Origin of the sequence: Cellulomonas gelida, assembly GCF_006538725.1 — a bacterium.
GTDB lineage: Bacteria > Actinomycetota > Actinomycetes > Actinomycetales > Cellulomonadaceae > Cellulomonas > Cellulomonas gelida.
Window position 1 is genome coordinate 90,743 of record NZ_BJLQ01000007.1, and the last position, 14,213, is coordinate 104,955.

Here is a 14,213-nt window from a genome sequence, read left to right on the forward strand (position 1 = left end):
CACTTGCATGCTGCACGCATCGGACGTACGTTTGCTTGCAGCAACCACACGTGAGGACGCCCGCCACATGCCCGCAGCACCGATCCCCGAGCTCCACATGCTCCGTGCGGTCGAGGAGCTCTGGCGCACCCTGCGGGAGGCCGGCTCGCACCTCTGGCGCGACGTGGAGTGCAGCAGGTCCACCGCGACGCTCATCCGGCTGCTGGCCACGCGCACGCGCGCGGGCAGCGCCACCCAGGTCGGCGACGTGGCGCACGCGCTGCGCGTCGACATCTCGGTCGCGAGCAGGCAGGTCAGCCAGCTCGTGGACGAGGGCCTGGTCGAGCGCACGGTCGACTCCGACGACCGGCGGGCCCGGTCCCTGCGCCTGACCCCCGCAGGGCTGGAGCGTGCCGACGTGATCGAGGCGGCGCTGCTGCGCAGCACGGTCGGCCTGTTCGCCGACTGGTCCCCGCAGGACGTCACGGCGGCCGTCGACACGATCAGACGGCTCACGACGACCTTCGACCGCGCCACCCTCGCCGCGCACGAGCGCGCCCCCGCCTGACCCTCGACCGACCCGCACGACCCACCACCGACCAGCACCTGACAGACCAGCACCTGAGAGACCAGCACCCGCCGACGCCGCCGGGCACCCGACAAGAAGAAGCAAGGAAACACCGTGCCCACCGAACCCACCACCGCGCCGACCATCGCGCCCGGAGCCGCCGCCCCCGAGGCGACCGAGTCGCACCCGCCCCGGATGACGCACCGCCAGGTGCTCGAGGCGCTCTCCGGCATCCTCCTGGGGATGTTCGTCTCGATGCTCGCGACGAGCGTCGTCTCCTCCTCGCTGCCGCGGATCATCACCGACCTCGGCGGCAAGCAGTCCGCGTTCACGTGGGTCGTGACCGCCACGCTGCTCACCACGACGATCTCCACCCCGATCTGGGGCAAGCTCGCCGACCTCGTGAACCGCAAGCTCCTCATCCAGCTCGCGCTGGGCATCACCGTCGTCTCGTCGGCGCTCGCGGGCCTCGCGCACAACACCGAGATGCTCATCGGGATGCGCGCGCTGCAGGGCATCGGCGCCGGCGGCCTGACGGCGCTGGGCACCGTGCTGATCGCGGACATCATCAGCCCGCGCGAGCGAGGTCGCTACATGGGTCTCATGGGCGCCGTGATGGGCATCAGCATGGTCGGCGGCCCGCTGCTCGGCGGCGTGATCACCGACTCCTCGCTGACGTGGCGCGCGAACTTCTTCGTCGGCCTGCCGTTCGCGGTGTTCGCGATCGTCGTCCTGCAGCGCACGCTGCACCTGCCCCCGCTGCCGCGCCGCGTGGTCAAGATCGACTACTGGGGCGCCGCGCTCCTGTCCGTCGGCATCGCGCTGCTCCTGCTGTGGGTCACGTTCGCGGGCGACAAGTTCGCCTGGGCGTCGTGGCAGACCTTCGCGATGCTCGGCGCCTCGGTCGTCACGCTCGCCGCGGCGCTGTGGGTCGAGTCGCGCGTCGACGAGCCGATCATCCCGCTGGGGCTGTTCCGCAACCGCACGCTCGTGCTGTCCGTCGTGGCCAGCGTCGCCGTCGGCATCGCGATGTTCGGCACGTCGGTGTTCCTCAGCCAGTACATGCAGCTCGCGCGCGGCAAGACGCCCACCGAGTCGGGTCTCATGACGATCCCGATGATCGCCGGCGTGCTGCTGTCGTCCACGATCTCGGGCGCGATCATCTCGCGCACCGGCAAGTACAAGGCGTTCATGATCTGGGGCGCCGTGCTCCTGACCGGCGGGATCGGCCTCATGGCGACGATCCACTACGACACGAGCTTCGTGCTCGTGAGCGCCTACATGGTGATCCTGGGCGCGGGCGTCGGGATGCTCATGCAGAACCTGGTCCTCGCGGTGCAGAACACGCTGCACGTCTCGGAGATCGGCTCGGGCACGGCGACCGTCGCGTTCTTCCGCACGCTCGGCGGTGCGATCGGCGTGTCGGCCCTGGGTGCGGTCCTGTCGAACAAGTCGACCGAGTACATCGTGCGCGGCCTGGCCACGCTCGGCATCGACCCGGCGGGTGTCGGCGGCGACGGTGCGCTGCCCGACGTCGCGACGCTGCCCGCGCCGGTGCGCACGGTCGTCGAGCAGTCGTTCGGTGACGCGATCGCGGACCTGTTCCTGGTCGCGACGCCGATCGCGCTCATCGCGCTCGTCGCGGTGCTGTTCCTCAAGGAGGTCCCGCTCGGCCGTCGCTCGGGCGTCGAGCAGCGCCTCGAGGAGGAGCTCGCGGAGTCCGCGGCGGCGATCGTCCCCGTGACCGACGAGCTCGTCCCGGCGGCTCTCGGCACGCACGACGAGAGCACGCGCACGGACGAGGCCACCGGCAGTGCGGCCAGGCGCCCGGTCGAGACGCAGCGCTCGCACCGCTGACGCCTGACCGCTCCGCCCGCACCGAGGGCGCGGACCACGTGGTCCGCGCCCTCCGTCGTGTCAGGAGGCGGTCGGTTCAGACCGTGGCGTGCGGGTGCTCCGCGGGCGGCTGCGTGGTCCACGCCGACGACAGGTCGCGGTTCAGACGGCCCAGCTGCGCGGTGAGCTGGGAGATCTGCTCAGGCGACCAGTCCTCCAGCGCGCGGCCGAGGAAGTCCCGCCGCGCGACCTGCGCGGCGAACAGGCGCGACGCGCCGTCCGCGGTGAGCGCCAGGAGCTGCCCGCGGAAGTCGTCGGGGTCCGGGGTGCGCGTGATCAGGCCCAGCGCGCCGAGGCGCGCGAGCTGGCGCGACATCGTGCCGCGGCCGACGCCGATGTACGCGGCCAGGTCGCTGGCCCGCACGCCCGGCGTCCGCTCGATCAGCGCGAGCAGCTCGTAGGCCGACGGCTCGAGCTGGGGGTGCACCCGGCGCGCCATCGCGCTCGACGACGCGGTCGCCCGGCGCAGGAACAGGCCGAGCTCGCGTTCGAGCTGCTGGAAGTCGTCGTCCATCACACGGTCATCTTGGCGCGCCGGACGGCATCACGGCACACCTGACGCGGGCGAACATTGCCGCAGCACCATGATCGTCGGGGTGCTGGCACCCATCAGGGCGGGCTACCGACCGGTAGCCCGGGTCCCCGGTTCCGCGCGGTCAGCGCCCCCACGTGGCGCGCTGCCGCGCGACATGGGCGATCGCGGCGACACGGTCGGGTTCGAGCGCGGCCGGCATCGCACGGATCGCGCGCGGCAGGCCGGCCCGCGTCACGACGAGCGCGCCGTGCGGGTCGGGCGCTCCGTCGTGCGTCAGCGTGCCCCGCACGACGACGATCGACCGCACCGCGACGTCGGCGCACCCGGCGCGCAGCAGCAAGCCCTGGACGCGCGCGGACTCCATGCGAGCCGCGTGCAGGTGCCCGACGGGCACGCCGTCGACCGTCATGCTCCGGCCCTCGACGACCACGTGCTCACCCGGCTCGCTGCGCTGGGCGACCGTGCGGATGCCGCCGGGGCCGATCAGCAGGTGCTCGACCACGGTGCCCTGCCTGCCGAGCGGCACGTCGTGGATCACGTGCCACCCCTCGGCGTAGAGCCGCTCGAGCCGCGTGCGCAGCGGTGCGCCGCGCTCGACCCGCGACTCGTCGGGCGTGCCCAGCCACGCGACGAGCGCCGTGCGCTCGGGCTCGCCGAACGGCTGGCGCGGCAGCGGGAGCTGGATCTCGTTGCCGTCCCCGCGCAGGAACTCCTGCGCGGCGCGGCGCAGGCCGTCCTCGAGCTCGGGCTCCTCGACGACGACCTCGCCGGACTGCAGGTCGATCGACCCGACCCGCGCCCCGGTCTCGTGCGTCACGAAGAGACGGTCGGCGCCGTAGCGCCGCCACCTGCGAACCGTGAGCACTTGTTCCACGTGGGCATTATCGGCGTAGACGGGGCCCGTCTTCAGTCCGACGCCCAGACTCACCCGCGAAGTCGACCGAAAGGCGGACCCGGTCGACGACCGGACGCGCCAACACCCCTGCTCACCGCTCCGCGGGCTCGAACGTCAGGCTCACCGAGTTCATGCAGAAGCGGTCACCCGTGGGGGTCTGCGGCGCGTCGTCGAACACGTGCCCGAGGTGCGACCCGCACCGCGCGCACAGCACCTCGGTCCGCACCATGCCCAGCGAGCGGTCCTCGTGCAGCTCGACCGCGCCACCTGCGAGCGGCGTGAAGAAGCTGGGCCACCCGCAGTGCGAGTCGAACTTCGCGTCCGACGAGAACAGCTCGGCGGAGCACGCCCGACACCGGTAGACCCCGGTGCGCTTCTCGTCCAGGAGCGCACCCGTCCAGGCGCGCTCGGTCCCCGCGCGGCGCAGCACCGCGAACTCCTGCGGCTCGAGCTCCAGCGCCCACTGCTCGTCGGTCTTCGTGACCTCGTACGTCACGTGCCCACCTCCTCGTCGGACGCACCCGTGCGCGTCCTCGAACCACTCCAACAGGAGGACCACCCCGGACGTTCCCGATGGTTCGTCGCCGCAGGCACGGGGGTGATAAGGCGACGGGGTGCTCGCCCGGCACGTCCGGACCGCTTACCTTTGCCCCTATCCGACCGGTGAGCGCACCGGCGGGACAGGGCCCCGAACCGGGCAGAGGGAGGCAGCGTGCCGCGAGCCACCGCGCGCCGTCGCTGGTCGCTGACCCGCTACTTCGGCGTGGTGAGCTTCCTGGCGATGCTCGCGCTCGGCGTGGCCCTGATCTGGATGACCGGCCGCGTCATGCAGGAGCAGTCCGTGCGCGACGGCACGCAGTCCGCGACGTCCGTCATGTCCTACGCGGCCGCTCCCCTGCCGACCCACGCGTTCGCGGAGGGCCTGCTCACCGACGCCCAGGTCACCGCGATCGAGACGTCGACCATGGGGTTCGGGTCGCGGATCGTCGAGCTGCGGCTGTGGAGCACCGCGGGTGTGCTGATGTACAGCGCGGACGCGACCGGCGGCGCGTTCCCCGACACCGAGCGGCTCAACGGCGTGCTGGCCTCCGGGAGCGCCGACGCGCGCGTGCTCGACGACGTGAACCAGGTCGACGCGGCAGGCACGGGCGCCACCATCCAGGAGGTCCTGGACGTGTACGTGCCGGTCGGCGCGCGGGACGCGCAGGACCTGTCCGGCATCGAGATCGGCTCACCGCTGCCGTCGCGGCCCCCGCTCGCGCCGGGCGAGGTCGACGAGGTCATCGGTGTGGCCGCGGTGATGCTCGACCACACCCAGGCGGTCGACGCGCTCGCCGAGGCGAGTCGTACCGTGACGCTCGTCGTGGCTGCCGGGCTCGTCGCGCTGTGGCTGCTGCTGTTCCGCACCGTGCACGCCACGTCGAAGCGGCTGCAGTCCTCGGCGCTCGAGAACGCCCGGCTCGCGCTGCTCGACTCGCTCACGGGCCTGCCGAACCGCCGTCTGCTCGCCGACCGCATGCGCCGGGACGTGGCCGACGCGCTCAAGAGCGGCGGGCGCGTGGGGCTCGTCCTGCTCGACATCGACCGCTTCAAGGACATCAACGACTCGCTGGGCCACGACCACGGTGACGAGCTGCTCGAGCAGGTCGCCGAGCGGCTGCGCGGCGCGCTGCGCGACGAGGACGTGGTCGCGCGCCTCGGCGGGGACGAGTTCGCGGTGCTCCTGCCCGACGTGCGGTCGGTGGCCAACGCCGAGCGTCTCGCGCGGCGCGTGCGCCAGCTCTTCGTCCCGCCGTTCCAGCTCGGGGAGATGTCGCTGCACGTCGAGACGTCGGTGGGCGTGGCGTGCATCCCGGACCACGCGACCGACGCGTCCTCGCTCATGCGCACCGCCGACGTGGCGATGTACAGCGCGAAGCACCACCGCACCGGCGTCGCCGTCTACGACCCCGACGAGGACCACTCGTCGCCGCAGCGGCTCGTGCTGCTCGGCGACCTGCACCAGGCGATCGAGGCCCCGCACGCGGAGTCCGAGCTCGTCATGCACTACCAGCCGAAGATCGCGCTCGACACCGGCCGCACGGTCGGTTACGAGGCGCTCATGCGCTGGGAGCACCCGACCCGCGGCCTGCTCCTGCCCGGCACGTTCATCCCGCTCGCGGAGCAGTCGGGGCTCATCCACGACCTCACGCGCTTCGCGCTCACGGGCGCGATCACCCAGCTCGCGCAGTGGCGTCGCAAGGGCACGCCGCTGCCGGTCGCGGTCAACCTGTCCGCGCACGACGTGACCACGACGGCCGTCGTCGACGCGATCGAGCAGCTCCTGACGCAGCACGACGTGCCCGCCGAGCTCCTCGAGGTCGAGATCACCGAGACCGCGCTGGTCGCCGACCCGTCCCGGATCGTGCCGGTGCTGGAGCGGCTCGGACGGCTGGGCGTGCGCGTCGCGATCGACGACTTCGGGATCGGCAACACCTCGATCTCCCAGCTGCGGGACCTGCCGGTCGGCGAGCTGAAGATCGACCGGCTGTTCGTCTCCGACCTGCGCGACGGCGACCGCTCGGGGTCCGAGGTCGTCGTGCAGGCGCTGGTCGACCTCGCGCACTCGTTCGGGCTGCGCGTGGTCGCCGAGGGCGTCGAGGACGAGCAGACGGCGGCGACGCTGCGCCGGCTCGGCGTGGACCGTGCGCAGGGCTTCCTCTACTCCCCCGCGGTCCCCGCCGAGGAGGTCCCCGCGGTGCGCGCGTCAGGCGGTTCGCGGGCTGGTTCTCACCCGGGCAGATCGGCGCGCGTGCGATCTTCCGGATGAAAGTCGGGCAGACTGGTCAAGTTCGGGTCGGGCGTGCCGATTGATCTGTACCCGAGGTGACCGCCCACCCGACCAGGGGGAGTACCGCAGATGATGGACGACCTGCTCGAAGAGATGGTCAACCCCGCGCCCGCGCAGGCCGACAAGGCACGGCGCCGTCGGCTGTGGGCCACGGTGACGATCGTCGGGCTCGCCGCGCTCGGCGTCACGTCGCTGACGACGTCGGCGCTGTTCACGGACAACAAGACCGCGAGCGACACGATCAAGACGGGGTCCGTCAGCCTCGAGACCGACGCGATGACCTTCACGGTCCCGGTCGACAACATGCTGCCCGGCGCGGCGATCGTCGCGCCGCTCGAGGTGCGCAACGCGGGCTCGCTGCGCTACCAGTACGCGATCAGCTACCAGGCGGTGAACGGCTCGGGCGAGACGGCCGACCTGTCCGACCGGCTGCGCGTGGAGATCTTCACGCGCGCGGCGGGGAACTGCACGATCACGGGCACCCTGAGCACCACGGGCCTGATCGGTCGGAGCACGACGAGCGGCTACGGCCTCGCCACGGCCCTGACGCCGATCGTGGGCGACCCCGCCGACTACGCCAACGCGGCGAACCGGTTCCTGAGCGCGAGCGAGTCCGAGAACCTGTGCGTGCGCGTCCAGTTCGACGCCGCCGCGGACAACTCCTACCAGGACACCTCGACGACCCTGACCCTGCGGTTCGACGCCCGCCAGCTCGACTTCGACGACTCGCAGCCCGACGAGTCGGGCATCACCGGACCCTGACCCCACGGACGATGCCTCGCCCGCCACGACACCCGGTCGCGCTCGAGCTGGAGCGACGCGAGAAGCCTCCGGCCCGCGTCGAGCCCGCGCAGCGCCGGTCCCGCTGGCGTGTCGCCGGCTCGGTCGGGCTCTGGGCCGTCGTCGTCGTCGGCACGTTGACGTTCGCGACGTCCCTGGCGGTGCCGCTGTGGTTCCAGGCACGCGACCAGCGGCTGCTGATCGTCACGTCGGGCTCGATGTCCCCGGTGTTCGACGCGGGCGACGCGGTGGTCATGCGCAAGGTCGACCACCCGTCGCAGCTCAAGGTCGGCCAGATCGTCTCGTTCTGGCCGCTGGGCTCCGAGCGCCTGGTGACGCACCGGATCGTCGACCTCGTGACCCTGCCGACGCTGGAGCAGAACGACGAGACCGGGCGCATGGAACCGGTCATCGACCCGAAGACCGACGAGCCGGTCGAGAGCCAGTACCTCATCACGCGCGGCGACGCGAACCCCGAGAACGACCCGAACGCGACGCCCTACACGCGCGTGCGCGGGATCGTGCTCGACGTGCACCCCAGCTGGGGCTGGGTGCTGCAGTGGGCCGGTTCGGCCGCGGGCCGGGCGATCATGCTGGTCCCCCCGTTGCTCGCGCTCGGCACGCTCGAGCTGCTCGCGCTGCGCGACGCCCGTCGACGCGCGCGCGACGCCACCTCACCCGACGAGAGGTACCTCGATGCGTTCCTCGAGGGGTGAGCGCGTGAGCGGGTCCGGGTTCCTCGCGGTCGACCGGGGCGCCCTCGTCCGGCTCGCGGTGGCGCTGCTGCTGGGCGCGTGCGCGCTCGTCGGGCCGCGGGTCGCGCACACCGGGGCGGAGTTCACGGACTCCGTCGAGCTGCCCGCCACGTTCCGGACCGCCACCACGTTCGACCCGTCACCCAGCCCGGACCCGACCGACGGGTCGTCGCCCACCCCCTGAGGCGGGCGACGACCTGAGCGGTCTCGGCTGTCGCGGGTTCAGCCGCGCAGGCGCCGGGCGGCGAGCAGGACGCCCGCGGGGTCGTACGCGACCGACAGCTCGCGCAGGCGCGCGGCCACCGGCGCCGGGTAGGCGCGCTCGACCCAGCTGCTGCCGCCGCCGGTCGTGAAGTTGGGCATGCTGCCCTCGCGCGCCCACGGCGCCAGGCCCTGCGCGATCCGTCGCGCGTCGCCCGCGACGAGGTCGGCGGTCTCCGGCATCGCGAAGCCCGCGGTGAACACCGAGAACGGCGCGTCGCGGTGCGCGAACGCGCAGTCGTCGCCCGACCGCACCGCCCCGCCGAGCTGACGGACCTCGACCATGAGCTGCGGGGACGGGACGTGCGGCCCGACGAGGTCGAGGAACCGCTCGACGGCCTCGGGCCCGAAGTCCTCGAGCAGGAACGACGACTCCGACGTCGGCATGGGGTCGTCGGGGTCGGCGTGCACCGAGCCGATCGCCGCGTACGGCAGCACGGCCACCGAGTCGATCAGGGGCTCGCCGACCGCGCGCATCGCCCGCACCAGCTCCTCCCCCTCGTCGGGCGCGCCGGTCCACACGAAGCGCACGCACACGACCGTGCGGCCGCGCAGCGGCGGCGGGACGAGGTCGAGGTCGGGCAGCCGCAGGACCGCGAGCGACGTGGTCGCCTGCGTCGGCAGCAGGTCGGCCCACACGCTCCACGTGCGGACCACCGGCGTCGCGTCCTCGGCCGCGAACCACAGCGCGCCGCCGTAGACCTCGGCGACGGGCGCCAGGTCGAGCTCGACGGCCGTGACGATGCCGAGCGCACCCTTGCCGCCGCGCAGGCCCCAGAACAGGTCCGGGTGCTCGGTGCGGCTCGCACGGCGCACGACGCCGTCGCCGGTGACGACCTCGAACGCGTGCACGTAGTCCGACGAGAGGCCGTGCGAGCGGGCCAACGGACCGACCCCGCCGCCCGTCAGGAACCCGGCGACGCCGACGTGCAGCGACGAGCCGCACACCGGCGCGAGGCCGTGCGGCACCGCGGCATCGAGCACGGCACCCCAGCGCACGCCGGCGCCGATGCGGGCACGGCGCAGCACGGGGTCCACGGTGAGCTCGTCGAGCGACGCGGTGTGCACCAGCAGCGCGCCGGTCATCGCGTCGGTCACGCCGTGGCCGGTGCCCTGCACGGCGACGGGCACGTCGGCCTCGGCGGCCAGGCGCAGGGTCGTGGCGACCTCGGTGGCGTCGAGCGCCTCGACGACGGCCACGGGCTGGACGGGCGTGGCGAGGTTCTGGGTGGCCGTGAGGCGCGCGTAGGCCTCGGTCCCGGGGAGGTGCACGCGCGTGACCGCGGTGGTCAGGGCGCGCACGGCGGCGTCGGCGGCGGGCCGGGAGCCGGCGTCGATCGGCGTCGTGAGGGTCATGGGTGGTGTCCTTCGCTCCACGACGAGCCGCGTCGGCTCGTCGGATCCTGGCGCGCCGGGGGCGGCGCACGGAACATCAGGACGCACGACCAGTTCGCCTGATACGTCCGGTCTGCAGCCGTCACCGCGGCCGTCGCGCGCGCCGGAGTGGTCCGGCGGTGCCGGGGTCAGGAGGTCGACGAGCTCGACGGCCCCGCCGGGAGCCGCACGGTGATCGTCGTCCCCTCGCCGAGCGTGCTCGCGATGTCGAGCGAGCCGGCGTGCGCCTCGACGACGGCCTTGGTGATCGACAGACCCAGCCCGACGCCGGGCACGGCACCCCGCGCCGCGGCGCTCGCGCGGAAGAACCGCTGCGTGAGCTGGTCGATCTCGTCGGGCGCGATCCCGACTCCCGAGTCGCTGACCTCGAGGACCGCGCCGCCCTCGCCGCCGCCCCCGCCGTGACCGTCGAGGTCGGGCTCGACCGAGACCGCCACCGTGCCCCCCGGCTGCGTGAACTTGATCGCGTTGCTCAGCAGGTTGTCGACGACCTGCGCGAGCCGCAGTGCGTCGGCGACGACCGGCGTCGGCGTGACGTGCTCGACGAGCCGCACCTGCGCGGCGTGCGCACCGTGCGCGGCCGACGCGATCGACGCGCGCACCACGTCGGCGAGGTCCATCGCCTGCGGCGTGATCGAGAACCGTCCCGCCTCGAGCTGCGCGGTGAGCAGCAGGTCGCTCACGAGCCGGAGCTGGCGGCGCGCGTTGCGCTCGACGATCCCGAGGTACTCGCGCTGCTCGTCCGTGAGCGGGTCGGTACCGTCCTGCAGGAGCTCGAGGTAGCCGAGCACCGCGGTCAACGGCGTGCGCAGCTCGTGGCTGACCAGGCTCACGAACTGCTCCTTGAGCGCGGCCGTCTCGCGTTCGGCGGTGACGTCGGTCGCGACGACGACGAAGCCGCTGCTGTTCCCGTCGGCGTCGACGCGGCGCGTGACCGCGAGGCGCACGGTCAGCCGCCCGCCGTCGCGGCGCACCCACGTCCAGTCCCGCACGTGCGAACCGTTGCCCGAGGCCGAGGCGACGACGGCGTCGAGCAGGCGCTCACCGCCGACGTCGCGGTACCGCGCGGCGAGCTCCTCCTGGTCGTGGAACGTCGTGAGCCGGACCCGGCCGACGACCGAGCCCTGCGCGTACCCGAGCAGCCGCTCCGCACCCGCGTTGAACACCTGGACCACGCCGTCGGAGTCGGTCGCGATGATCGCCTGCTCGGTCGCGGAGTCGATCACGGAGACCAGCTGCTCGAGTGCGGACTCGCGTTCGCTCGCGACCCGGGAGATCGTCTCGGCGTCGTCGCGCACGATCGCGAGCAGCTCGTCCTGGTGCACCCGGGCACGGTCCAGCGCGGCGTTGCGCGCCCGCAGGCGCTCGGTCGCCTCGTGCGCGACCACCGCCTGCAGCAGCGCGACGAACGCGACCACGAGCGCGCGCGCGACCGTCTGCGCGGAGAACGCTGCGGGGTCGAACACGACCGGCGTGAACACGACGCCGACCACGCCCGCGGTCGCGACGGCGACGCCGCGCCGACCGCGCTGCGCCGCGAGCGTCAGCACGGGCAGGAACACGAGCGCCGCGAACACCGAGCCCGCACCACCGGTCCCGGTCCGCAGCAGGGCGACCGAGACGAAGGCGATGACGGGCAGCACGTCCGCCACCCAGTCGGGCCATCTCGGCCACGGCGCGAGGACGGCGAGCGCCGGCACGGTCACGGCGACCGCGGCGGACAGCAGCACCAGGCCGGGCCGGGTCACGAGGGACGGCACCGCCCACAGGACCACCATCGACACGGCGAAGGCCACCACGAAGGGCAGCTGCCGTTCGAGCACGCCCGCCTCGGGACCGGTGAACCGGGAGATCCCGCGCACCAGCCGCGTGCCGGGCCGGCGCCGCTCGACGCCCTCGTCGGGGTGGACGCTCATCGCAGCACGCTCAGCAGCACCAGCACGCCCGCGGTCACGAGCACGCCGACGAGCCCGATCCACGCGACGCGGCGCTCGGCGCGCGCATCGTCGCGGATCTCGGCCTCGAGGGCATCGGGGGCCAACGGGTCGCGCGGCGCGGGACCCGGAGCGGCATCGTCGCGCGTGCTCATCCGACCACGCGCCCAGTCTTCTCCGTCTTGTCCCAGGCGGCCGACGCGCCACGCCACTGCTTGACGTACGCGTCGAGTGTGATGGCGCACAGCACGGGCCCGAACCCGATGACGTACAGCAGCGGGACGGACAGCAGGCGCAGCCCGCGCACGCCGTCGCACGCGCGCACCAGGGGCGCGAGCAGCATCGCGAGCAGCGGCCACGCGTACAGCGCGAGCTGCCACCAGTCCCGGCCGTCGTCCGTCATCCGCAGCCCGAAGACGCCCGGCACGGTCTCCTCCCACAGCCCGGGGACCCACGCGGCGCTCATCACCACGAGCGCCAGCAGGCCCGGGAACGTCAGCCCCTGGAACCAGGACCGGCGCGCGGTCTCGCGGTCCAGCAGGAGCGTGACGGTCGTGATGAAGACGTACGCGGCCACGGCGAGCCACCACAGCGAGCGGAACGCGACCAGCGCGGTCGTCTGCGCGACGAGGTGCAGCCCGACGAGCCCGACGGTCGCCGCGACGATCGAGACGGGCAGCAGGTACACCGAGAACCAGACGAGCCCGAACGTCCACGACCCGAGCCGCTCGCCCCCGCGGCGCAGCGGCCACGGGCGGCGGAACCAGACATGGTCGAACATGCTCGTGATCTGCACGTTCCCGCGGGCCCAGCGCACGCGCTGCTTCCACAGCGCGCGCACCGAGTCAGGCTCCTCGGCGAGGACCACCGCGGCGGGCTCGAACACCACGTGGCGGCCGTCGAGCTGGGTGAGGAACGTCGTGTACGTGTCCTCGGCGAGGGTCGTGGTGTCGATGCGCCCGCCGATGGCCTCGAGGTTCGCGCGCGAGTGCAGCTGGGCGCCGCCCGCGAGGCAGGCCATCGCGCCCAGCACGTTCTGCGCACGGCGCGCCGCGGCCTGCGCGGTCACGTACTCGTACCCGATGAACCGCGCGACGGACCCGGGCCGGCCGCTGCCCTCCCGGATGAACGCCGTGACCGCACCCACGCGCTCGTCGGCCAGGTGCCGGGTCATCTTGCGCAGCGAGTCGGGGCGGTAGATGACGTCGGCGTCCATGATGAGCAGCGCCTGCATCCAGCGGTCCGCGAGCGCGTGCTCGATCCCGTGGTTGAGCGTGTGCGCCTTGCCCTGACCGCCCTGCGCGCGGCGCAGGTGCACGATCCGGCCCGGGTGCTGCGCCGCCTTGGCGAGCACGACGTCGGGGGTGTCGTCGGTGGACGCGTCGTCGACGACGAGCACGCGCAGCCGGTCCGGCGGGTACTGCAGGCTCATGAGCCGCTCGAGCGACGCGGCCAGCACGGCCCCCTCGTTCCACGCGGGCACCACCACGACGACGCGCGGCAGGTGCGGCGCCGCGTCCCGCAGGTGGTTGCGCCACGCGTGGACGGGGATCAGCGCGTACTGCAGGATCCCGGCCAGCACGGGGACGGCACCGAGCAGCACGAGCACGACGAGCGCGACGACGAGCGCGTCGTGCGCGCTCACGCCTGTCCCCCGCCCCGCAGGCGCCGGTAGACGCCGACGTCCGCGGCGTCGTGCGCGTCCGTCGACGCGACCAGAGGCACGCCTGCGGCCCGCCACCGGTCGAGCACGCGCGGCCCCGGGCAGTGCCACTTCTCGTTCGCCTCGACGAGCGCGCCTGCGGCCAGCACCGCGGCGGCGATCGCGTCGAGGTGCTCGTCGGACACGTCGTCCTCGGCGAGCCCGAGCTTGGGCAGGAGCGACAGCGGGTGCGCGAGCTGGGCGTGCGGCACGCGACGCAGCGCCGCGACCGTCCCGTCGACGAGCATCGCCAGCACGTCGTCGGCGGCCAGGCCGAGCTCCATGGCCTCGCGCGTGCGGCGCGGGCTCCACGGGCCGGCGGGTCCGGGCAGCTGGTGGTCCGCCAGCAGCACGCGGTCCACGCCGCGCGGCGAGCCCGCCGCGGCGAGCACGTCGGCGGGGGCGTCGACCGCGCCGCTCACGTCGAGGATCTTGGCCTCGACCCCGGTGAGCACGGTCAGCCCCTCGACGCGCGGCAGCGCACGCAGCGCGGCCAGCCGCTGCGGCACGTCCGTGGTCGAGGCGCGCACGTGGTCGACCATCCGGATCACCCGCAGCCCGCGCTCGACCGCGGCGGCGAGGTTCTCCTCCGGCGTGCTCACGGCGTCGTCGGAGAACGTCGAGTGGACGTGGTGGTCCTCGACGAGCGACGGCCCGGCCGACGCGGCACGCGGGGGCGTCAT

The 14,213-nt window shown here is 73.5% G+C and carries 14 protein-coding genes; 6 read left to right on the forward strand and 8 right to left on the reverse strand.

Annotated elements, in window-relative coordinates; translation table 11 throughout:
• The first annotated feature begins 67 nt into the window (after positions 1–67).
• The gene (locus CGE01nite_RS05080; protein ID WP_170210899.1) at positions 68–547 is read left to right on the forward strand and encodes a MarR family winged helix-turn-helix transcriptional regulator; all 480 of its coding nucleotides are present in this window, start codon (positions 68–70) and stop codon (positions 545–547) included.
• A gap of 195 nt (positions 548–742) precedes the next feature.
• Entirely contained in the window at positions 743–2,404 is a 1,662-nt protein-coding gene (locus tag CGE01nite_RS05085; RefSeq protein WP_141369453.1) for an MDR family MFS transporter, read from the forward strand.
• Between the two features lie 76 nt (positions 2,405–2,480).
• Here the strand turns inward: CGE01nite_RS05085 and CGE01nite_RS05090 are convergent, their stop codons facing one another.
• The 3 genes from CGE01nite_RS05090 to msrB all read right to left on the reverse strand — a co-directional run bounded on the left by CGE01nite_RS05090 (position 2,481) and on the right by msrB (position 4,369).
• Positions 2,481–2,957, reverse strand: a complete 477-nt coding sequence (locus CGE01nite_RS05090) for a MarR family winged helix-turn-helix transcriptional regulator (RefSeq protein WP_141369373.1) — start codon at positions 2,955–2,957, stop codon at positions 2,481–2,483.
• A gap of 142 nt (positions 2,958–3,099) precedes the next feature.
• Positions 3,100–3,795: a nuclease-related domain-containing protein gene (locus CGE01nite_RS05095; protein WP_229747493.1), complete on the reverse strand. Its 696-nt coding sequence runs from the start codon at positions 3,793–3,795 to the stop codon at positions 3,100–3,102.
• Between the two features lie 169 nt (positions 3,796–3,964).
• Entirely contained in the window at positions 3,965–4,369 is a 405-nt protein-coding gene (gene msrB / locus CGE01nite_RS05100; protein WP_048344094.1) for a peptide-methionine (R)-S-oxide reductase MsrB, read from the reverse strand.
• A 216-nt stretch (positions 4,370–4,585) separates the two neighbouring features.
• On the opposite strand from msrB, the gene CGE01nite_RS05105 reads away from it, so the two are divergent.
• The 4 genes from CGE01nite_RS05105 to CGE01nite_RS05120 all read left to right on the forward strand — a co-directional run bounded on the left by CGE01nite_RS05105 (position 4,586) and on the right by CGE01nite_RS05120 (position 8,422).
• Entirely contained in the window at positions 4,586–6,682 is a 2,097-nt protein-coding gene (locus CGE01nite_RS05105; protein ID WP_141369376.1) for a putative bifunctional diguanylate cyclase/phosphodiesterase, read from the forward strand.
• A gap of 90 nt (positions 6,683–6,772) precedes the next feature.
• Positions 6,773–7,465 (forward strand): TasA family protein, encoded by a 693-nt coding sequence (locus CGE01nite_RS05110; protein WP_141369378.1) that lies wholly within the window; start codon positions 6,773–6,775, stop codon positions 7,463–7,465.
• A gap of 11 nt (positions 7,466–7,476) precedes the next feature.
• Complete coding sequence (locus CGE01nite_RS05115; RefSeq protein WP_048344066.1) at positions 7,477–8,199, forward strand: signal peptidase I; 723 nt, start codon at positions 7,477–7,479, stop codon at positions 8,197–8,199.
• 4 nt (positions 8,200–8,203) lie between these two features.
• Complete coding sequence (locus tag CGE01nite_RS05120) at positions 8,204–8,422, forward strand: hypothetical protein (RefSeq protein ID WP_048344065.1); 219 nt, start codon at positions 8,204–8,206, stop codon at positions 8,420–8,422.
• A 38-nt stretch (positions 8,423–8,460) separates the two neighbouring features.
• Here CGE01nite_RS05120 and CGE01nite_RS05125 read toward each other — a convergent pair whose 3' ends face one another.
• The 5 genes from CGE01nite_RS05125 to CGE01nite_RS05140 form a co-directional block, all read right to left on the reverse strand.
• Positions 8,461–9,855, reverse strand: a complete 1,395-nt coding sequence (locus CGE01nite_RS05125; protein ID WP_141369380.1) for an FAD-binding oxidoreductase — start codon at positions 9,853–9,855, stop codon at positions 8,461–8,463.
• A gap of 167 nt (positions 9,856–10,022) precedes the next feature.
• Complete coding sequence (locus tag CGE01nite_RS05130; protein WP_141369383.1) at positions 10,023–11,810, reverse strand: sensor histidine kinase; 1,788 nt, start codon at positions 11,808–11,810, stop codon at positions 10,023–10,025.
• The gene (locus CGE01nite_RS16920) at positions 11,807–11,983 is read right to left on the reverse strand and encodes a hypothetical protein (protein ID WP_170210900.1); all 177 of its coding nucleotides are present in this window, start codon (positions 11,981–11,983) and stop codon (positions 11,807–11,809) included. Before CGE01nite_RS16920 ends, CGE01nite_RS05130 begins: the two co-directional genes overlap by 4 nt.
• Positions 11,980–13,473: a glycosyltransferase family 2 protein gene (locus CGE01nite_RS05135; RefSeq protein WP_048344063.1), complete on the reverse strand. Its 1,494-nt coding sequence runs from the start codon at positions 13,471–13,473 to the stop codon at positions 11,980–11,982. Before CGE01nite_RS05135 ends, CGE01nite_RS16920 begins: the two co-directional genes overlap by 4 nt.
• A complete protein-coding gene (locus CGE01nite_RS05140) occupies positions 13,470–14,213 on the reverse strand; it encodes a PHP domain-containing protein (RefSeq protein WP_141369385.1) in 744 nt (247 codons plus the stop codon). The genes CGE01nite_RS05135 and CGE01nite_RS05140 overlap by 4 nt, the downstream gene beginning before the upstream one ends.

What these genes read in the sequence shown, in the direction of transcription:
- CGE01nite_RS05080 (WP_170210899.1), top strand. Translation starts at nt 68, where the DNA reads ATGCCCGCAGCACCGATCCCCGAGCTCCACATGCTCCGTGCGGTCGAG.
- CGE01nite_RS05085 (WP_141369453.1), top strand. Translation starts at nt 743, where the DNA reads ATGACGCACCGCCAGGTGCTCGAGGCGCTCTCCGGCATCCTCCTGGGG.
- CGE01nite_RS05090 (WP_141369373.1), bottom strand. Translation starts at nt 2,957, where the DNA reads ATGGACGACGACTTCCAGCAGCTCGAACGCGAGCTCGGCCTGTTCCTG.
- CGE01nite_RS05110 (WP_141369378.1), top strand. Translation starts at nt 6,773, where the DNA reads ATGATGGACGACCTGCTCGAAGAGATGGTCAACCCCGCGCCCGCGCAG.
- CGE01nite_RS05115 (WP_048344066.1), top strand. Translation starts at nt 7,477, where the DNA reads ATGCCTCGCCCGCCACGACACCCGGTCGCGCTCGAGCTGGAGCGACGC.
- CGE01nite_RS05125 (WP_141369380.1), bottom strand. Translation starts at nt 9,855, where the DNA reads ATGACCCTCACGACGCCGATCGACGCCGGCTCCCGGCCCGCCGCCGAC.
- CGE01nite_RS05130 (WP_141369383.1), bottom strand. Translation starts at nt 11,810, where the DNA reads ATGAGCGTCCACCCCGACGAGGGCGTCGAGCGGCGCCGGCCCGGCACG.
- CGE01nite_RS16920 (WP_170210900.1), bottom strand. Translation starts at nt 11,983, where the DNA reads ATGAGCACGCGCGACGATGCCGCTCCGGGTCCCGCGCCGCGCGACCCG.
- CGE01nite_RS05140 (WP_141369385.1), bottom strand. Translation starts at nt 14,213, where the DNA reads ATGACGCCCCCGCGTGCCGCGTCGGCCGGGCCGTCGCTCGTCGAGGAC.